The sequence below is a fragment of the Paraburkholderia sp. SOS3 genome (genome assembly GCF_001922345.1).
In the GTDB taxonomy this organism is placed as follows: Bacteria; Pseudomonadota; Gammaproteobacteria; order Burkholderiales; family Burkholderiaceae; genus Paraburkholderia.
On record NZ_CP018811.1, the window covers coordinates 2,599,818 to 2,618,546 of the forward strand.

The 18,729-nt window shown below is 63.1% G+C and carries 16 protein-coding genes; 8 read left to right on the plus strand and 8 right to left on the minus strand.

Features of this window, described 5'->3' with window-relative positions; translation table 11 throughout:
• Window positions 1-15: 15 nt before the first annotated feature.
• From BTO02_RS11700 to BTO02_RS11710, 3 genes are read right to left on the minus strand one after another with little or no spacing between them, the layout of a single operon-like run.
• On the minus strand, window positions 16-555 hold the full coding sequence (locus BTO02_RS11700) for a DUF3304 domain-containing protein (RefSeq protein WP_083615090.1): 540 nt from the start codon (window positions 553-555) through the stop codon (window positions 16-18).
• Entirely contained in the window at window positions 552-1,418 is an 867-nt protein-coding gene (locus BTO02_RS11705; protein ID WP_075157178.1) for a DUF4123 domain-containing protein, read from the minus strand. The genes BTO02_RS11700 and BTO02_RS11705 overlap by 4 nt, the downstream gene beginning before the upstream one ends.
• On the minus strand, window positions 1,415-3,787 hold the full coding sequence (locus tag BTO02_RS11710) for a type VI secretion system Vgr family protein (RefSeq protein WP_075157179.1): 2,373 nt from the start codon (window positions 3,785-3,787) through the stop codon (window positions 1,415-1,417). Before BTO02_RS11710 ends, BTO02_RS11705 begins: the two co-directional genes overlap by 4 nt.
• Window positions 3,788-4,077: 290 nt before the next feature.
• Between BTO02_RS11710 and tssB the strand changes: the two genes are divergently transcribed.
• From tssB to BTO02_RS11745, 7 genes are all read left to right on the plus strand, one after another.
• Window positions 4,078-4,599 carry a type VI secretion system contractile sheath small subunit gene (tssB, locus tag BTO02_RS11715; protein ID WP_075157180.1) on the plus strand — a complete coding sequence of 174 codons (522 nt, stop codon included), beginning with the start codon at window positions 4,078-4,080 and terminating at the stop codon, window positions 4,597-4,599.
• Window positions 4,600-4,625: 26 nt separating this feature from the next.
• Window positions 4,626-6,173, plus strand: a complete 1,548-nt coding sequence (tssC, locus tag BTO02_RS11720) for a type VI secretion system contractile sheath large subunit (RefSeq protein ID WP_075157181.1) — start codon at window positions 4,626-4,628, stop codon at window positions 6,171-6,173.
• Between the two features lie 127 nt (window positions 6,174-6,300).
• The gene (gene tssK, locus BTO02_RS11725) at window positions 6,301-7,647 is read left to right on the plus strand and encodes a type VI secretion system baseplate subunit TssK (protein ID WP_075157182.1); all 1,347 of its coding nucleotides are present in this window, start codon (window positions 6,301-6,303) and stop codon (window positions 7,645-7,647) included.
• A complete protein-coding gene (locus BTO02_RS11730) occupies window positions 7,644-8,321 on the plus strand; it encodes a DotU family type IV/VI secretion system protein (protein ID WP_075157183.1) in 678 nt (225 codons plus the stop codon). Before tssK ends, BTO02_RS11730 begins: the two co-directional genes overlap by 4 nt.
• The gene (locus BTO02_RS11735; RefSeq protein ID WP_232243341.1) at window positions 8,285-10,102 is read left to right on the plus strand and encodes an OmpA family protein; all 1,818 of its coding nucleotides are present in this window, start codon (window positions 8,285-8,287) and stop codon (window positions 10,100-10,102) included. Before BTO02_RS11730 ends, BTO02_RS11735 begins: the two co-directional genes overlap by 37 nt.
• Window positions 10,099-10,533, plus strand: coding sequence for a type VI secretion system baseplate subunit TssE (gene tssE / locus BTO02_RS11740; RefSeq protein ID WP_075158804.1), 435 nt, complete (start codon window positions 10,099-10,101; stop codon window positions 10,531-10,533). The genes BTO02_RS11735 and tssE overlap by 4 nt, the downstream gene beginning before the upstream one ends.
• Window positions 10,534-10,567: 34 nt before the next feature.
• A complete protein-coding gene (locus BTO02_RS11745; RefSeq protein WP_332262246.1) occupies window positions 10,568-10,843 on the plus strand; it encodes a PAAR domain-containing protein in 276 nt (91 codons plus the stop codon).
• 54 nt (window positions 10,844-10,897) lie between these two features.
• Here BTO02_RS11745 and BTO02_RS11750 read toward each other — a convergent pair whose 3' ends face one another.
• The 4 genes from BTO02_RS11750 to BTO02_RS11765 all read right to left on the minus strand — a co-directional run bounded on the left by BTO02_RS11750 (window position 10,898) and on the right by BTO02_RS11765 (window position 16,414).
• Window positions 10,898-12,067: a mandelate racemase/muconate lactonizing enzyme family protein gene (locus BTO02_RS11750; protein ID WP_075157185.1), complete on the minus strand. Its 1,170-nt coding sequence runs from the start codon at window positions 12,065-12,067 to the stop codon at window positions 10,898-10,900.
• Window positions 12,068-12,113: 46 nt separating this feature from the next.
• The gene (locus tag BTO02_RS11755) at window positions 12,114-13,394 is read right to left on the minus strand and encodes an MFS transporter (protein ID WP_075157186.1); all 1,281 of its coding nucleotides are present in this window, start codon (window positions 13,392-13,394) and stop codon (window positions 12,114-12,116) included.
• 31 nt (window positions 13,395-13,425) lie between these two features.
• Window positions 13,426-14,736 (minus strand): MFS transporter, encoded by a 1,311-nt coding sequence (locus tag BTO02_RS11760; RefSeq protein WP_075157187.1) that lies wholly within the window; start codon window positions 14,734-14,736, stop codon window positions 13,426-13,428.
• 130 nt (window positions 14,737-14,866) lie between these two features.
• The gene (locus BTO02_RS11765; RefSeq protein WP_075158806.1) at window positions 14,867-16,414 is read right to left on the minus strand and encodes a UxaA family hydrolase; all 1,548 of its coding nucleotides are present in this window, start codon (window positions 16,412-16,414) and stop codon (window positions 14,867-14,869) included.
• Between the two features lie 256 nt (window positions 16,415-16,670).
• On the opposite strand from BTO02_RS11765, the gene BTO02_RS11770 reads away from it, so the two are divergent.
• Window positions 16,671-17,609: an SMP-30/gluconolactonase/LRE family protein gene (locus tag BTO02_RS11770; protein ID WP_075157188.1), complete on the plus strand. Its 939-nt coding sequence runs from the start codon at window positions 16,671-16,673 to the stop codon at window positions 17,607-17,609.
• 38 nt (window positions 17,610-17,647) lie between these two features.
• Here the strand turns inward: BTO02_RS11770 and BTO02_RS11775 are convergent, their stop codons facing one another.
• The gene (locus tag BTO02_RS11775) at window positions 17,648-18,658 is read right to left on the minus strand and encodes a substrate-binding domain-containing protein (RefSeq protein WP_083615091.1); all 1,011 of its coding nucleotides are present in this window, start codon (window positions 18,656-18,658) and stop codon (window positions 17,648-17,650) included.
• Window positions 18,659-18,729 lie beyond the last annotated feature (71 nt).

The following is an 18,729-nucleotide window of genomic DNA, read 5'->3' on the forward strand; positions in this document are numbered from 1 at the left end:
GTTCGGGTCTCGATGTCATCGCTGGTCCTTGCGCGGGGATTCCTCGTCGTAGCGCTTGCAGGTATCCAGGTCGTAGACGTCCCACGGATTCTTCTTCGGAATCGGATCTTTCACCGGGTGCCTCGAGCCTGGCGCGTTGGCTTTCTCTGCACCGTAAGCGGATGACACCACCCGCACCTTGCCGTCAGCCAGAAAATGCACCCACATGTGGTCAGGCTCATCGTACTTTTCCACCGGCACCACGGCTTCGTATTCGTCGCCCTTGCAGTCACGCCAGTTCGTGACGTTCCAGCGCACCGTCACTTTCGTATCCGGATGCCATTTGTACGGCAGCATCACGCAGCACACGGTGCGACCGCCCTTGCCCGCCTGGGCACCGCTCGTGCCGTCCACCGAAAACTCCTGCACACTCAGGTGATCGGCAAGGTGATCGATGCCTGTCAAAGTGACGGGCATTCCGTCTTCGGCGGGGTTGTGTTGGCGGCATGCGGCAATACCGATGCACAACACCAGCAGCAGTCCTGCATAGAAGCGAAACACGTTCTGGTGTTTCATGCGCCCCGCCCCTCGCGTTCACCGGGCTTGCCCGTTGATCCTTCATTTCCGCCCGTCGTGCCCCAGGCGAGAATACGGGCGAGGTCGCCGTCGTTCCTGGCCTCGCTCAGTGCGGCTTCGAATGCCGGAACACCCTTGATTGCCCCCGCCGTCTGCCACATGGCAAGGTTCACGGCTGCGTACAACGGCCCCGGCTCGAGTTTCAGGCTGCGTAGCCAATGCCATGTCTGCCTTGTCCACTCATGGCGTTGCGCAGGCGAGTGATCTTCCACATCTGGCGACAGCAGTTGCCCGGTGCTCTCGAAAAGCTCGCCGATGCGTCCGCTCTCCAGCACCTGATGCCATTGCGCGGGTGCAAGGCGCAACGGCAGTCCTGCCACGGCCCGATCTGGCGATATCGCGGTTGCCGTGATCGCGGTCAGCGCTTCCCCATGATCGACGTACTCCCACGACGAGATCGGACCCATCGCGGCAAGCTGCTGCTCTGGCGTCAGCGTGGACCAGACAGCTGCCAGCGCGCGGCCATCGCCATACCGGAAGTAGTAGCGCTGGGCCTCGCCCGCCTGCAGATAACGCAGATCGCGTAGATGTCGCTCGAGCGCTTCCGGCGACTGGCAGCAGGTCAACCGGCTGCACGCAAACCGTTGCGAACTACCGGCGGTCGCCAGCGCCCGCGCCAGCTCTCCTCCGTCCACGGAAGCGGGCAGCAACAGGGGCCCAACCAGCCTGGCCTGCTCGCCCAGGTCGTCATACAGACAGACGGTCCACGGCTGTTCCAGCAACCAGGCGTGTTGCGGTGTACCGTGCAACAGTGCGCCATCAAACAGAAAGAAGCATTCTTCGGAGCGGGTCAACATGTTCATACGCTTACCGCCGCGCCACCGGTACGCGCGGCCCGCAGGAAACAGGCAAGGCAGAAATCTCCCGGTTCGGGTAGCGACGCGATCGTGTCGAGAGACGCGGGACCCTGCTTCTGGATCGTACTGATCTTGAGGAACAGATCGCCAGGGCCGCCGAGCGTGATGTTGCCGTCCTTCAACTGGACGAATGCGCCGCCGCATTCCAGGATGAGTTCCTTCTTCGCGCTGACGCGTACCGTACCGTTTGCGCTCGCCAGCGTGACGTCTTTTTCGGCCAGCAGCGACATCGCATCGCTCTGTGCCTGAATCTGCACTGGCCCCTTCGCCGCGAAAGCTCGGATGCCGAACTTCTGCGCGAATACCGACACCAGTTCACCCACCGCCAGCGTGAAGCACTTCGCCGCGCTCACGTCGAGATTCTTGCCCGCCACCGCCGAAATGGTGCCCTGCGCCGCTACCTGCACGCCCGACCCCGCTACGACACCGATCGATGCCGGCGCGCTCGCCAGAATGCCGGGCCGCTTCAGCCCGTCCAGTTCGTCGTTCATCTGCTTCTGTGCATCGGTATCCGCAGGGATAGCCTTCGCCGTCTTTGCCGACGCCGCTAACGCCTTCGCAATCTCCAGCGCGCGTTCAAGCTGCGCGATCGTCTCCTGCATGTCGAGCTGCTTGCCGTTTGCGGCCGGGCGGTCGTAAGCGGTGATGAGCTGCCCCCCACCGGCGCGGATCGCACCGTACCCCGACGTACGAAGCTCGACACCCTCGCCACGCTTCTGCTTCCTGCCGTCCACCAGATAACCGAGATTCAGCTGGCTCTTGCCCGAATGCTCGGTTGATAGCTTGATGCCTTCCTCGCCCTGCCAGTCCTCGAAGCGCAGTTTGTTGTTGCTCTGCGTGCGGATCACGTTGCGCGAAAGCCATCGCTGCTGATTCGTGATCAGGTCGGACTGCTGGCTGTTGTGATGGAATTGCGAGATATAAGGCTTGTTCGGATCGCCGTCCCGGAATTCAAGCACCGCTTCGTCTCCGTCCAGCGCCGGGAAGTGAAAGCCCGTCTGCAATTTACCGGCGAAGGGCTTCGCCAGCCGCAACGGCACGCTCTCGCCGCCCGGATTCCATTCGTCAAAATCGCAGTCGAAGCGGACCGTGTAGTGGCCATCCTGTGTCAGGTACGCGTATTTGTACTGGCCTGGCGACGTGACCCGTGCGCTCAACGTGCCGCTGATCTTCGGCCACCCGTCATCCTCGAGCTTCAGGCGGAAGCGCCGGTCAGACGGAATTGCCTTGTACGTATTGCGGTAAGCCTCGTCGCGCGCACCGCTATGCACGACCTCGATCACGACCTGCCCGCCCGGCGCGTCGGGCAAGCTCTCGTCCATCTGCAGGATTCGCCCGGGGCGCAGCCCAAGCGCGTTGCTCTCGCCTTCGTACACGACCTGCCAGGCAATCGCAGCCTCATGGCGCAGTTGCGCCTCCCATTTCGCGCCGTCCCGATCGAGGTGATGGGTGCCGTAGATATAGGGCTGGCCGTAGGTCGTCGTGTCCTTGCTGGCGACGTTCGCTTCAGCCCTGAAGCGCTCCCAGGCCTGGTCGGGGTTGTAGTCGGCAACCAGAAACGATTCCGGTACGCTCTGCACATGCGTCTGCAACGCAAACACGGCTTCGACGCCGGACTCCATTCCCGAGATCTCGCGATAGCGCACCTTCAGTTCCGGCTGGTAGACGTAGTGGTCGATATCGTCGCCAAACACGACGATGTCGCCATGCTCGCCCGGCACGATGTAGCAGTAGATCCCTTCCTGCTCCATCAGGACGTGAATGTACGGCCAGTCCGCGATCTGGTACTGGAAGCGGAACTTGTGCCGGGGATACTGCCGGCGCAGTTTGAACACGAACTGGTGGCCCTTGAACCCTCGACGGCGCAGGATCGACTCGATGATCTGCGGCGCAGTCTGATGCTGGTAGATGCGGCTCGTACGAGTGACGTTCAGACGTGCGATATGCGCCTCGACGACGAACCGGTAGCTGCTGAAGTCCTGCGTCGTCTTCGTTTTCGAGAAGCGCGTGACGCACCCCGAAAACACCCGTGGCTCGCTGCCATCGGCTGGCGCGATCGTAAAGGTGGCGTCGCGCCCGAGATAGTCCGAACGGGAAAGCCTGTCGGGATGCGTGAGCCCGATCGTGATCCGGTACGGCTCGCCCATGCGCTCGACAGCGTTGAACGAGACGACCGACAGATGCTTCGCATTCGCGGTGCCAGGCACGTCGAGGAAATACGACTGCCTGCCGGCGAGCGCCTTGAGATCCTTCGCACGTGTCGCGCGGTCATTGTCCAAGGGGACTTCGTTCAAGGCATCAATCAGGTCGGCCATTGCTCTTTCCCATTCGTTGCGCTGCCTTAATTCACTTCATCGACCAATCATTCTGCTTAAAGCGGTCATTCGGGCGGAAAAGGTAAACGCTTTTCACAACGCTGTGAAGCCGCATAGCGCTTTATTTGGATAAATTTTTAACAACCGTTTAACTTTGACAAACCTTTACATCTCCCCTATTCCGGAAATCCGTCGTTCCGTGCTATTTATCTGCATCAGATCGATCCTGATTCAATTGATCGCCATATAAAAATCGTTACAAATGTCAAATCAAAGAAAAAGGATTCGGGATGAGCGCGAGTTTTCAGAATGAGGTGCCGAAGGCACGTATAAATCTGAAGCTGGACCTGCACACCGGCGGCGCCCAGCAGAAGGTCGAACTACCACTCAGGCTGCTGGTGATGGGCGACTACGGCAACGGTCGCGATACGCGCAGCCTGGCCGAGCGTACCAGGGTGGACATCAACCGGAACAACTTCAACGCCGTGCTTGCGCAATACCGGCCAAAGGCGAGGATCGCCGTGGAGAACACCATGGCGGGCAACGGCTCGGAACTGCCGGTCGAACTTGAATTCCTGTCGATGGACGATTTCAAGCCAGACGTGGTGGCCGGCAAGGTCCCTGAATTGCGTGCGTTAATGGCCGCCCGCAATCTGCTGCGTGATCTGAAATACAACCTTCTGGATAACGCGGCATTCCGTCGCGAACTCGAAAATATCCTAAAGAACCCAGATTTGTCCGAGCGACTGCGCATCGATCTGAAGAAAATCGGCGAATCCGAGCCGAATGCCGCATTGCATTGCAGTCAGTAACCTCCGATTACGAGGATTCATGCATCATGGCTAGAGACGCAATCCAACACACTGAATCGGCGGCAACAGATACGGTTGTACTGGATGTGCCCGGCAGGAGCGTCTATGAGACGCTCTGCGAAAAAATCAACCTCACGCCGGTCACCGTGACCCGACCGTTCGATTCGTTCCAGAGCGCAGACACGCTGTCGGAATCGTCGCTGGACGAACGCATCGCGCAGGGGATGAGCGTGTTCCTCAAGATGATCGAGAACGCGTCCCAGCAGGTCGATCGTCTGGACAAGAGCCTGCTTGATTTTCATATCGAACATCTCGACCAGCAGATCAGCGGGCAGCTCGATATGATCATGCACAACGAGACGTTCCAGCAGATCGAGTCGGCATGGCGTGGCTTGAAGTTCCTCGTTGATCGAACCGACTTCCGCAAGAACGTCAGAATCGAAGTGCTCGACGTATCGAAGGAAGCGCTGCGGCAGGACTTCGACGATACGCCCGAGGTGATCCAGAGCGGGCTGTACCTGCACACGTACATCCAGGAATACGACACGCCCGGTGGTCAGCCGATCGGCTCGATCATCTCGAACTACGAGTTCGACCGCAGCCCGCAGGACATCGCCCTGCTGCGCAATCTCTCGAAGGTGTCCGCCGCTGCGCACATGCCGTTCATCGGTTCAGTTTCGCCGAAGTTCTTCGGCAAGGAGTCGATGGAAGAAGTCGCCAGCATCCGCGATATCGGCAACTACTTCGATCGTGCCGAATACCTGAAGTGGAAGAGTTTTCGCGAGTCGGACGATTCCCGGTATATCGGCCTCACGCTGCCGCGCTTCCTCGCACGTCTGCCTTACGGCCCGGAGACGACACCGGTGCGCGCGTTCAATTACAAGGAAGGTGTCAAGGGCCCGGACCATACGCGCTACCTGTGGGCGAACGCCTCGTTCGCATTTGCGGCGAACATGGTCAAAAGCTTTATCAGAAACGGCTGGTGTGTGCAGATTCGCGGCCCGCAGGCAGGCGGCCTCGTCGAAGACCTGCCGGTCCACCTGTACGACCTGGGCACCGGCAACCAGGCGAAAATCCCGAGCGAGGTACTGATTCCGGAGACGCGCGAATTCGAATTCGCCAACCTCGGTTTCATCCCGCTGTCGTACTACAAGAATCACGACTTCGCGTGCTTCTTCTCCGCCCACTCGGCGCAGAAGCCCACATTGTATGAGACGAAGGAAGCCACCGCGAACAGCCGGGTCAATGCGCGTTTGCCATATATCTTCCTGCTCTCGCGCATCGCGCACTACCTGAAACTGATTCAGCGCGAGAACATCGGCACGACCAAGGATCGGCGTCTGCTTGAACTCGAACTGAACACGTGGGTCAAGTCGCTCGTCACCGAGATGACCGATCCCGGCGATGACCTCCAGGCGTCGCACCCGCTGCGTGAGGCGAACGTGATCGTCGAGGATATCGAGGACAACCCAGGATTTTTCCGAATCAAGCTGTTCATCGTGCCGCATTTCCAGGTCGAGGGAATGGACATCAATCTGTCGCTCGTCTCGCAGATGCCGAAAGCGAAGACCTGAACCTCCATCGCCACTTTGCACGTAAGCCAATTCTGCCGCGCCGATGGAATGCAAGCCATCGCGTGGCTCGCATTCCATGCGGAGCCGATGACGACTGTTGCATCGCTTCGCGCACAAACCAGTCACGATGAAGATAACAAGACCGCTGTGGGCCAAAGGGGTTTTCATGACGCCCCAACATTTCCAGCAGCAGGCTCTGTGGGGCCAGTTCGCCGACGAGCGCACCGCACGCATTGCCAGTCCCGAACCCTGGGGGGTTAGTCGCGTCGCATTCGACACCCAGGCGCTGTCCATCGATCGCATTCAACTCGCTGCTCTCGATCTGCGTCTGCCCGACGGCACGTTCATCGACACCGAAACCGCAGACTGGCTACCCGGAGCACGAAATCTCGGTGACGTGCCCGCCCGGACGGAGGCCGTCGTGGTGCTGGCGGGCCTGCCGCTCCTCGATGCGCAGGGAGCAAACTGCATCGGGGAGGACCAGAAGCCAGCGCGGCCCCGCCGGTTCGTGCGCGAATACCTGCAGGTCGCCGATATTCTCGGCGACGGCAAGGAAGAAATCAGCGTGGAACGGCATGCACTCGCGCTACTGTTCGATTTCGAGGAACTCGGCGACTACGTGACCTGTCCGGTCGGCCGGTTCGTGAGGAATGCACAAGGCCGTTTCGAGATCGACACGGCATTCGTGCCGCCCTGCCTGCTGCTGTCTGCCAGCACCCAACTGGTCGGCCGCATGAATCGCCTTTCCGAAATCCTGAGCGCCAAAAGCGCGAGCCTCGCGGTGCGCCGTCGCGAGCGCTCCGACCAGATTGCCGACTACGCCGTCGCCGACGTGTCCCTGTTCTGGCTGCTGCATAGCGTGAACAGCACGTGGCCGGATCTCGCGCGCCTCTGTCAGGCGCCGGACCAGCACCCGGAGCGGCTGTACGGCGTGCTCTCGCGCCTCGCCGGATCGCTGCTCACATTCTCGACGGCGGAAACGCTGCAGGCGATTCCGCCGTACGACCATCGCGCCCCGGAGCCTGTGTTCGCCGAGCTGGAATCGCTGATCCGCACGCTGCTCGACACGGTAATCCCATCGCGCGTCGTGCCCATCGTGCTCGAGCGCGCAAGAGCCTCGGTCTGGATCGGAAAGATCCATGACGAACGGCTCGTCGACGGCGCCGACTACTACCTGTCAGTGCAGTCGGGGCTGCCGGCGCACGCGTTGCTCGAGCAGTTGCCTCGCCTGTGCAAGGCCGGCGCGCCCGATGAAGTCGAGCAGATCGTCAATTCAGCGCTGCCCGGCATTCCACTGCGGCCGATGTCGCGCCTGCCCGCCGCGATCCCGATCCGCATCGAGAACCAGTATTTCGCGCTCGACAGCACCCACGCCGCTTTCAAACGGATGGTCGCCGCGCGCGCATGCCAGTTCTATGTGCCGGCGTCGATTCCGGACGTGTCGCTTGAACTCCATGCGGTACTGCCAACATGAGCTCGTACGCCGCTGCGAACCCGACCGTGCCCCTACCGTTGCTCCCGGTCGCCTTGCGAGATACGGCGTTGACCGTCACCGCGCTCGCCGGCGACGCGATGCCGACCACCTTCGACACGTTCCGCCGGAAATGTGTCGAACAGGTCGAACGCCTGAGGTCCGAACTGACCACTGCCGGCCACCCACGCGACGTCATTGAGGACGCCGCCTACGCACAGTGTGCGCTGCTCGACGAAGCCGCGCTCAGCAGCCTGAAGGGCGTCGATCGCAATGCCTGGGAACGCGAGCCCCTGCAGGTGAGCGAGTTCCAGAGTCACGATGCGGGCGAGGAACTGATCGCGCGTATCGAACGGCGTCTCGCGCAACCGCAGCCGGTACTGCCGTTGCTCGCCATCTTCGCCGCAGTGCTCGACCTCGGGTTCAGGGGCAAATTCGCACTGGACGGCCGCGATGCACGCGCGGCGCTCATGCGCACGCTTGATGAGCGCCTGGGTCGCCATGGCGAGAGCAGCGACACGTCCGGCCCCGTTGTCGTCAGAACGGGTAACAGCCGTCGCCGGTTCAGCAACCTTTCGCCGCTCGCGTGGGTCGTGATCGCAACCGTGTGCGCGAGTGTGATTTATGTCGCTCTTGATCAGTGGCTCACGGCCTCGATCGCCCGGATAACCCATTGACGGGGCGAAGCGTGACTGGCTACCCATATCGAACGCTGACTGCCTGGGTCGCGATCCTTGCACTGATCTGGCTGGCACTATGCTCGCCATGGTCGTCTGGATGGAACGTCTTCGTCGCCGTCCTGGCGGCATTCGCGGCGCTCGCCGCCATCGCGATCGCGACGCGGCGCATACGGGCCCGGCGCGACGCCACACGGCATGTTCTTTCCGCCATCGACACCGCGCTCGCCTCGCTCCCCTCCGGCATCAAGCGCAATACGCCGCTGGTGATCGCTGTGAGCGAAGAAAACGGACCGCTCGCCGATGCGTTCGGCACGGACCTTCTGCGCATCACGGACCGCGCGATCTGGATACGCTGCGAGGAGCCCGCACGCCTCGTGCACCTTGCCGACGCACTCAAACGCTGGCGCGACGGACAGGGGCCGGATGCGGTCGCCTGTATGATCCTGGCCGACAGGACACTCAGCCAGTCGAGTCTGGCTGCGACTCTGAAGCGCTGGCGCTCCGCCATTGGCGAGGCGGGCCGCGCGGTCGGTTACCGCCTGCCCGTATGCATCGCCGTCTACGCGGAAGAAATCCGGCGCGCGCCTGACGAGTGCCCGTGGTTTGGCGTTTCCAGCGGCGAGCCGCTGCGAACCGACAGCCTCGTTACGCTGGTGGCTTCGCGCGTCGCGGCGTACATCCGCACGGCGAATCCGCTAAGCCGGGAGCCTCGCGCGCACCGTGCGGCACAGCTTGACAGCCTCGCACGCTGGGCCTGCGATGTCGTCCTGCCCCCACTCGTCGACGCGCAGCGCAACAGCCCTCCACTGCGGGTCGCCGCTTTTGGAGTAACGACAATCGAAGGTCGCCCCGCACCTGACTCGCTCTTTGGCCAGTTCGCCGCATCCGCGACCGGCCTCGCTCGGCCCGTCACGAACGGCGCCCGGTCGCGTTGTCCGCTGCCGGAGCCGTTGATCCACGGCATTGCGCTTCAGCCTGCGCGGCGCGCAACGCCTCGCGCGCTGGCTCATGCCTTTGTCTGGCTCGCGGCATGCTTCTGCGCGGCCGCAGCCGCTTCGGCCTGGCAGAACCGCACGCTGGTCGAGCGCGTGGTCGGTGACATGGATCGCTACAGGGCCATTGCGCCCGCCCGGGATGCCGCGCGCATCGATGCCCTGAACGCCGTCAAACGCGACCGCGATGCGCTTGAACACTACGCGAATTCCGGTGTGCCGCCGCGAATAGGCCTCGGTTTCTACCGCGGCGCTCCGCTCCTGCCGCTCGCGAACGATCTGATCGCCAGCTATCAGCCACCGGCACCGCCGCCCTCGACGATAGAACTCGACAGCCTCTCCTTGTTTCGCACCGGCAGCGCCGCACTGAACCCCGGTTCGAACCGTCTGCTTGTCGCAGCGCTCGACATGATCAGGGCGCATCCGGACAAACGCGTGCTCGTCGCCGGTCACACCGATTCGGCGGGTAACCCGGCCGCCAATCTCACGCTGTCGGTGGCCCGTGCAGCATCCGTGCGCGACTGGCTCGCGGACGCATCGGGCCTTCCGGTATCGCATTTCGCGATCCAGGGGTATGGCGATACCCGGCCGAAGGTGTCCAACGAGACCGAGGCAGGGCGCGCGGCCAACCGCCGCGTGGAAATCACGCTCGTCCCCGACTGTCGCGATACACGCGACAGTCGCAATGATTTACCCCGCCGGGGCCAGCCGGCCTGTTCATGGAAGATCTCCGAAGAAGATCGCATGGCGATCGGGTTCGATGCGATGACCGGGGTATGGGCATGACACGCGGCGGACCAGGACTGTTCGAAGCGGTCACGGGGTACTTCGCGAACGGTGCCGCCATCGACGAGTTCGACCCTGCAACGCAAACCTTCCTGTCGGTCCGGGATAACGTCCAGCGCATCCTGAACAGTCGCCGCAACGGGCTCGCGCACCTGCCCGACTATGGACTCGACGACCTGTCCGAAATCTATCGCCACCTGCCCTCTTCCGCGCACGAGCTCCGGCGTACGATTGAAGCAACACTGCTGAAATACGAACCGCGCGTGAGATCGATCGACATCGCCGTCGAAGATACCGAGCCAGGCATGCTGCTGAGCTTCACGATGAGCTGCCATCTGCATCAGGCGGGCCTCGTCCGGTTCGGCACGCACTTCACGCCCGATGGACAGACACGACTCACGCTGCTCACGGCAGACCACGATCGCGACTGACGGCGTCGCATCACACGGAAATGGAGAGCCGATCATGAAAATGATGGCCGTAAAAGGCAATCGCACCACCACCGGCGGCTGTGTGCTCGACGGCGACCCGGCCTCGCTGGACAACGGGCAACCCATCACCCGTCATATGGATCTCGCCTCGTGCGGGCACTGCGGCAAAAATGGTCCGATTTTCGGGACGGCCAAGACGTTCGGAATGGGCAATACGCGAGGCGTACTCGATGGCGACGTCGTCATGTGCGATTGCCCACATGGAATGAACCGTGTGATTGCACGCTCGACCCTGCACTACGGCGACTAGCGAAACATCGGCGAAATCAGTCCGGCTGATGTGCCCTCACCTCGCGAATCCGAATCACGACCACCCGTCGAGCGCATAGCGCTCGAGCGCGGCGGCGTCGAAATCGAAGCCGAGCCCCGGCGTGGTCGGCACCTTCAGCATGCCGTCCGCAAACTCGAGCTGCGTATCGACAAGCCGCCGGAAGTTCAGCACCTGGTCGTCCGGAAAGTATTCGACATACCGTGCATTCGCTGTCGACGCGACCAGATGCACGTGCAGATCGTGAAACCAATGCGGACACATCGTCGCGCCGATGCCGGCCGCGGCCGCCGCGATACGCCGCCATTCGCTGATGCCGCCGCACACGGCCGCGTCCGATTGCAGAATCATCGCCGCGCGCTTGTCGAGCAGTTCCTGATGCCGCCAGCGCCCGGCCTCGATCTCTCCCGTTGCGACCGTGACCGGTGTGCGCTTCGCGAGTTGCGCATGGCTTTCGATATCGTCGGGGCTGAACGGCTCCTCGATCCAGTACGGTTCGTAACGCTCGTAGCGGCGCATATATTCGAGCGCGGTCGGCACATCGGACCACGCGTTGTTCGCGTCGAGCATCAACAGCACACTGTCGCCGATCGCCGCGCGCGCGGCCGCGATGCGCGCCTCTTCCGCGCGCGGATCGAGCCGGCCGACCTTCATTTTCACCGCGCGAAAACCCATTTCGACGTAGCTCGCGAGTTCTTCGCCAAGCTGCTGCGGCGTCTTGCCGTCGACGTAATAGCCGCCGCTCGCATAAGCGGGCACGCGCTGCGCCGTCATGCCGCCGAGATAGCGCGCGAGCGGCAAGCCCGCCGCGCGCGCATTGCGGTCCCATAGCGCGACGTCGACGATCGACAGCGCACGCATCACGCTGCCCGCACGGCCTTGCAGCAGCGACTCCTGATAAAGCTCGCGCCACAGTCCTTCCACGTCGACGGCGCAGCGATCGATCAGAAGCGGCCCGAACAGTTCGCGCACTGCATGCGTGACGAGCGCGCCCGCACGGTGGCCGCCGTAGCAGAAGCCGATGCCTTGCTGGCCATCGGCGGTTTTGATGCGTACCAGCGTGTAGTCGCGCGCGGCCACCACGCGCGTCGCGAAAGAAGTCACGCGATCGAGCGGCACGCGCACCGTGCGCGCTTCGACTGAAACGATCTTCGCGGCCTGCTGCCACGCAGACTGCGATGGTTCGACGACAGCCTGATTCATCATCTATTCCTCGACACGACCCGGAAAGAAAGCAGATTCGATTCGACCGCTATGCGGCCACGCGTTCGCTGACCCGATGCTTGCTGTGCACGAACAGCAGCATCGCGAGCACACCGGCGAAATCGATCAGCGCACCGAACAGAAACGCGCTGTGATAGCCGCCGAAGTACTGGATCAACACGCCTGTCAACGCGGGCCCGATAATCCCCGACAGGTTCGACAGGAAGTGGATGAAGCCGCCCACTCCGCCTTGCCGGTGCAGCGGCAGAATCTCGTGCTGCACGGCCCAGATCGACTGGCACGAGCCCGTCAGAAACAGCAGCGCGGCCGCGATCAGCCCGACCGCCGCGGCCAGCGACGTCGCCGACGTGATGCTGAGCACCGCCACACCCGATAGCGCGAGCGGAATCGTCGCCACGAGCTTGCGCGCCTTCACCGGATCGTTCATGCGCCTGTAGACGAAGTCGCCGACGAGGCCGCCGCCGAAATAGCCGATCGCGCCGCAGACCCATGGAATCGACGTGACGATGCTCATCTGCTTCAGGTCCAGATGCATCACATTGGTCAGGTAGCTGGGCAGCCACGAGATAAACACGTACTGCGTGTAGTTCACGGCAAAGAGCCCCGCGCCGAGCGCGAGCGTGCTCGGCCGGCGCAGGTAGGCGCCGAGCGTCATGCCGTCGTCTTCGACGTTGACCGCTTCGGCGGCCGCGCGGCTTTCATCGATCAGTTGCGTTTCCGCCGCGCCGACGCGGCGGCTCTGCGCAGGCTTGTCGGTCACGAACATGCGCCAGCAGATCAGCCAGACAAAGCCGAGCACCGCGATCACGACAAACGACGTGCGCCAGCCGAACGCGACGGCGACCAGGCCGACCACGGGCCCCGCGATCGCATTGCCGAGCGTTTGCCCCGAGAACGTGAAACCGATCATCGTCGCCGTCTCGTGGCGCGGAAACCAGTTCGAAATCGTGCGATTCGTGTTCGAGCTCATCGGTCCCTCGCCAATACCGAAGAACACGCGCGTCAGCAGCAGCGAGACGAAACCGGTCGCGGCCGCGGTCAGTCCGCAAAACAGCGACCAGATGCCCATCGCCCACGTGAAGACGCGCCGCGTGCCCCACTGGTCGGCAAAGTAGCCGCCGAGAAACGAGAAGATCGCGTAGCCGACGAAAAAACTGCTGAAGATCACGCCCAGTTGCGACGGCGACAGCTCGAGCGTCTTGCCGACGATCGGCGCGACGATGCCGAGTGCGGCGCGGTCCATATAGTTGATCGCGCCGGCCGTGAACAGCAGACCCGCGACCACGTATCGATATTTGCCAGTTTTCATGGGGATTTTCCGCGTACAGGTTCGAGCACGATTAGCGATTGACGAGCGTGGCCGGCATGCGCGTGAGAATCAGCAGCGCGGACAGACACAGGCATGCTGCGATCAGGAACAGGCTCGAGTTCAATGAATGGGTCATCGTCTTGAGCCACCCGACCACCGCCGGGCTCACGAAGCCCGCCAGATTGCCGGTCGCGTTGATCAGCGCGATGCCGGCCGCGGCGCCGGCGCCGCCCAGAAACGAGGTCGGCAGCGCCCAGAACATCGGCAACGCGGTGACGACGCCGGTGGCCGCCATCGTGAGGCCGACGAGCGCGATCCACGGGTTCGCACCCGCGGAAGCGCAAACGACGAAGCCGCTTGCCGCGACCAACTGCGGAATCACCACATGCCAGCGGCGCTCGCGCGTGCGATCCGCATGGCGGCCGACCAGAATCATCGCAATCAGCGCGCACAGATAAGGCACGATGGTCAGCAGGCCGATCGTGAGCGGATCCTTGATGCCCGAGGTGCGGATGATGGTCGGCTGCCAGAAGCCGACCGCGTACGACCCCATCACGATGCCGAACAGGATCGCGCACGACGTCCAGACCTTGAGCGACGAGAATGTCTGCCCGACCGACGCATGGCTCTTGGTGCGCGCTTCCGCATCGATCTCGCGCTCGATATGCGCGCGCTCGTGTTCCGCGAGCCACTTCGCATCCTTGACGCGATCGTCGAGAAAGAAATAGATGACGATGCCGAGCACGAGCGCGGGCAGCGCCTCGATGATGAACAGCCATTGCCAGCCGGCAAGGCCGCCGTGGCCCGCGAGCCGCTGCAGGATCAGGCCCGACATCGGCCCGCCGACGATGCCCGCCACCGGATTGCCCGCCATCAGGAACGCGACCATCTTGCCGCGCCGCTGGGCCGGGAACCAGTACGTCAGATACAGCACGAGCCCCGGAAAAAAGCCCGCTTCCGCGATGCCGAGCACGAAACGCAACGCGTAGAACATCGTCGGCGACGTCACCCAAGCGGTCGCCGCCGAAATCACGGCCCACGTGACCATGATCCGCGCGATCCAGCGCCGTGCGCCGAGGCGGTGAAGCAACAGATTGCTCGGTACCTCGAAGAAAAAATAGCCGACGAAGAAGATGCCGGCGCCGAAGCCGTACATCGCTTCGCTGAAGTGCAGATCATTCAGCATCTGCAGCTTTGCGAAGCCGACGTTGACGCGGTCGAGATAGGCGACCACATAGCCGACGAAAAGCAAAGGCATGAAGCGGTAGGTCACCTTTGCGTAGATCGAATTGCCCGACGCCGCGCTGGCGGGCGACGTGACCGCGATGCCGTTCGTGCTCAACCTTGTCTCCGTGTTGTTCAGGTGGTCCTTCGAGCGGGACACGCTGCGCGCCTCTTGACGGGCGACCCTGTGCAGCGTTCGTTTGCGTCTACAGCATGCGTTCGGCGGCGAACCCGGCGTCTCGCAGACTTCAACTCATGATGCCGACCTGCCACGGAACGAATTCGTGATCGCCGAGACCGAGCAGTTCGCTGCGCGTGCGCTCGCCCGACGCGGTTCTCAGCATGGCTTCGAAAATCGCGCGGCCCGTGCTTTCGATCGACGCGGTGCCGTCGAGAATCTCGCCGCAGTTCAGATCCATGTCTTCGGCGAGGCGCCGGTACATCGGCGTATTGGTGGCGAGCTTCAACGACGGCACGGGCTTCGCGCCGAACATCGAACCGCGGCCTGTCGTGAAAGCGATCAGATTCGCGCCGCCGGCAATCTGGCCCGTCGCCGATACCGGATCGAAGCCCGGCGTGTCCATGAACACGAGGCCGTGCCCGGTCACCGGCTCGGCATAGCGATAGACCGCCATCAACGGGCCCGTGCCGCCCTTCATCGACGAGCCGAGCGACTTCTCGAAGATATTCGCGAGGCCGCCCACCTGATTGCCGGGGCTCACCTGGCCGTTGATCTGCACGTCGCGGCCCACCGAGTAGACGTCCTTCCACCAGCGCACGCGCTCGATCAGCTTTTCGCCGACTTCCCGGCTCACCGCGCGACGCGTGAGCGTATGCTCGACACCGTAAATTTCAGGGGTTTCTGAAAGAATCGCCGTGCCGCCGTGCCGCACGAGCCGATCCACGGCGGCGCCGAGCGCGGGGTTCGCGGTGATCGACGAGAAGCCGTCCGAGCCGCCGCATTGCAGACCCACGGTCAGATGGCTCGCATCGACGCGCGTACGCGTGACGCGGTTGGCGTCAGGCAGCAGCGCCTTGACCGCCTCGATGCCGGCTTCGATGGTTTTGCGCGTGCCGCCGGTTTCCTGCATCGTGAACGTATGGAGCCGCGCGTTTCGCTCGAGCCCTTCCTGATCGAGAATGCCCTGCAACTGGTTGCGCTCGCAACCGAGCCCGACGATCAGCGCAGCCGCGAGATTCGGATGCCGCGCGTAGCCGGCCGTCGTTCTGCGCAACAGCGCCATCGGCTCGCCGCTCATTTCCATGCCGCAGCCGATCGAATGGCTGAACGCCACCACGCCGTCGACGTTCGGATAGTCGGCGAGCCGCTCGGGCGTGAACCACTCGGCGATCTTGTGCACGACCGTAGCCGAGCAGTTGACCGTCGACAGCACGCCGATGTAGTTGCGTGTCGCGACCTGGCCGTTCGCGCGCACGATGCCGTGAAAGCTCGCGCGTCGTTCGACCGGCAGCAGCTCGACGGGCCGGTAGTCCGCGCAGTACGCGTAGTCGCGGTCGAACTCGCGGAACTCGAGGTTGTGGCCATGCACGAGCGTGCCGGGCGCGATATCGGCCGCGGCGAAGCCGATCACGTTGTTGTACTTGCGCACGGGCTCGCCCTGGCGAATGCGGCGCGCGGCGATCTTGTAGCCGGCCGCGACCTGGCTTCTGCTCACGAAATCTTCGGATGGCACCGGCGTGCCGATCGCGACGTCGGTGCGCGCGATCACCACGTTGTCGGCGGGATGCAGCCGGATCACCGGCCCGTTGATGGTCTTGCTCGACAGCTCGATCATGAACTCGCGGCCTTGCAGGAGGGAGATGCCGGCGGGCGCGTACCTGCTGCACACCGTCGTCGAAAGTAATCGTTTGCTCGAATAGCCTGACTTTTATATCCAGCCGCTCGCATCGAGCCGCCGAAAGCCGACATTTCGGCCACTTTAGAAGAATCCCGCACGCATTTCAAGAGAAAGCGCTTACTTCGATCGCGCTCGATCGGCTTATACTGTGCGCCGACTGTCCCTTTTCGAGCACCGCATCAGGAGCGAACCCATGTGGCAACAGGCCGAGCGCTACCCCGACCCTCGCGTGATATCGATCGACCCGTCGTTCGACACCTATCGCGCGAACTTTTCGGCCGTCGAACGGCTCGCCACCGGCTATCGGTGGACCGAAGGGCCGGTCTGGTTCGGCGATGGCCGCTATCTGCTGTGGAGCGACATTCCGAACAACCAGATGCTGCGCTGGGACGAGGAAACAGGCGCCGTCAGCGTATTTCGCAAGCCGTCCAACTTCGCGAACGGCAATACGCGCGACCGCCAGGGGCGCCTCGTGACCTGCGAGCACGGCCGGCGCGTCACGCGCACCGAATACGACGGCAGCATCACCGTGCTGATCGATTCGTTCGAGGGCAAACGCCTCAATTCGCCGAACGACCTCGTCGTCAAATCGGACGGCTCGATCTGGTTTACCGATCCGCCGATGGGCATTGCCGGTCATTACGAGGGCCATAAGGCCGAGCAGGAATTGCCGCACTCGGTGTACCGCATCGACGGCGCGACGGGCGAGGCATCGGTCGTCACACGCGAACTGAAAGGGCCGAACGGCCTGTGCTTTTCACCGGACGAGAAGCTGCTCTACGTGATCGAATCGCGCGGCGTGCCAAGCAGGCAGATCCATGTTTTCGACATGTCGGCTGATGGCCGCAGCGTCGGCCGCAGCCGCGTGTTCTTCGATGCCGGCACCGCGACGATCGACGGCATGCGCGCCGATATCGACGGCAATCTGTGGTGCGGCTGGGGCATGGGCAGCGACGAACTCGACGGTGTGATGGTGATTTCCGCGGCCGGCAAGATCATCGGCCGCATCGCGCTGCCCGAGCGCTGTGCGAATCTGTGCTTCGGCGGCCGTGCGCGCAACCGGCTTTTCATGGCTGCCTCGCAATCGATCTATTCGGTGTTCGTCAACACGCAGGGTGCGCCCGGCGGTTGATCGTCGCAACGTAACGTAACGCAACGCGACGCAACGCCCTACTGATATTGCCGCAGCTTGATCGCGATTGCCGGATCGGTAATATTCGCCGCGGTCAGCGCGAGCACATCGATGCTGATATGCGGCGGCACGACTTCGCCGGCTTCGGCCTTGAGCAGCGTCTGCATCGCGATGTAGCCCATCTGATACGCGTCCTGCGCGATCACCGCATAGAGCACGCCCGTCTGCAGATACTGTCGGAAGGCCGGACGATAATCGAAGCCGACGATCTTCGGCCGCTGCTTCGGCGCAAGCTGCTCGAGCGCGCGCACGGCGGCGAGCGTCGTAAAGTCGGTCGGCGCGAAGATTGCATCGAGCGGACGGCCGTACGACTTGATCGCATCGACGGCGGCCAGTTCGGGTTCGTGTATGCCGTGTCCGATATACGCGTCGACGGCAATCTCGAAGCCCATCGCCTTCGCCGCATCGATGAAGCCCTGCTCGCGCGCGGTGGTCGAAACGACGTCGGGCGCGAGCCGCAGCACGGCGAGCTTCGCACCGCGCGGCAGCACGTGTTCGAGCGTGCGCGCGGCAACGCGCCCGGCCGCGTAATTGTCTGTGGAGACGGTCGAGAGCGCGCGGAAATCGTTGCTCGGCCGATCGACGAACACAACCGGCACCGGCAGTTGCACGGGCGTTTTGAGATTCGTGACGGGAATCGGCGCGAGGATGATCGACTTCACGCCGGAGTCGATCATCCATCGCACGATTTTGAGCTGCAGATTCTGCGAGGTGGTTTGCGGATCGTCGTCGACCGGACTGCGCACGATCACGTTCACGCGGCGCTCGGCGGCCGCCTGATGGATGCCCTCTTCCATCGCTTTCCAGAATTCGCTTTGCGCGCCCGCGAGCACCGCGCCATACCCCGCCGCGCGCGCGATGCCGGCGTTGCCGGACACGCCGGACACGCCGGACACGCCGGACAACACAGGCAAGCCAGACAGGACAGACGCGCCGATCAGCCAGGCCGCCACCCGAAGCCAACTGCGCAGCACCGGTTCCGAACGCATCGCATCGCCTCCCGCATGCGGCTATCGTGTCGGCGCAAACGCGCTTGCATCAGAGGATTTTGTGCAAGCGC

Excerpts from the sequence above, each read along its gene's own strand:
- BTO02_RS11710 (WP_075157179.1), bottom strand. The coding sequence starts at position 3,787 with ATGGCCGACCTGATTGATGCCTTGAACGAAGTCCCCTTGGACAATGAC.
- BTO02_RS11705 (WP_075157178.1), bottom strand. The coding sequence starts at position 1,418 with ATGAACATGTTGACCCGCTCCGAAGAATGCTTCTTTCTGTTTGATGGC.
- tssC (WP_075157181.1), top strand. The coding sequence starts at position 4,626 with ATGGCTAGAGACGCAATCCAACACACTGAATCGGCGGCAACAGATACG.
- BTO02_RS11755 (WP_075157186.1), bottom strand. The coding sequence starts at position 13,394 with ATGAAAACTGGCAAATATCGATACGTGGTCGCGGGTCTGCTGTTCACG.
- BTO02_RS11730 (WP_075157183.1), top strand. The coding sequence starts at position 7,644 with ATGAGCTCGTACGCCGCTGCGAACCCGACCGTGCCCCTACCGTTGCTC.
- BTO02_RS11765 (WP_075158806.1), bottom strand. The coding sequence starts at position 16,414 with ATGATCGAGCTGTCGAGCAAGACCATCAACGGGCCGGTGATCCGGCTG.
- BTO02_RS11700 (WP_083615090.1), bottom strand. The coding sequence starts at position 555 with ATGAAACACCAGAACGTGTTTCGCTTCTATGCAGGACTGCTGCTGGTG.
- tssE (WP_075158804.1), top strand. The coding sequence starts at position 10,099 with ATGACACGCGGCGGACCAGGACTGTTCGAAGCGGTCACGGGGTACTTC.
- BTO02_RS11745 (WP_332262246.1), top strand. The coding sequence starts at position 10,568 with ATGAAAATGATGGCCGTAAAAGGCAATCGCACCACCACCGGCGGCTGT.
- BTO02_RS11750 (WP_075157185.1), bottom strand. The coding sequence starts at position 12,067 with ATGATGAATCAGGCTGTCGTCGAACCATCGCAGTCTGCGTGGCAGCAG.
- tssK (WP_075157182.1), top strand. The coding sequence starts at position 6,301 with ATGAAGATAACAAGACCGCTGTGGGCCAAAGGGGTTTTCATGACGCCC.
- BTO02_RS11770 (WP_075157188.1), top strand. The coding sequence starts at position 16,671 with ATGTGGCAACAGGCCGAGCGCTACCCCGACCCTCGCGTGATATCGATC.
- BTO02_RS11775 (WP_083615091.1), bottom strand. The coding sequence starts at position 18,658 with ATGCGTTCGGAACCGGTGCTGCGCAGTTGGCTTCGGGTGGCGGCCTGG.
- tssB (WP_075157180.1), top strand. The coding sequence starts at position 4,078 with ATGAGCGCGAGTTTTCAGAATGAGGTGCCGAAGGCACGTATAAATCTG.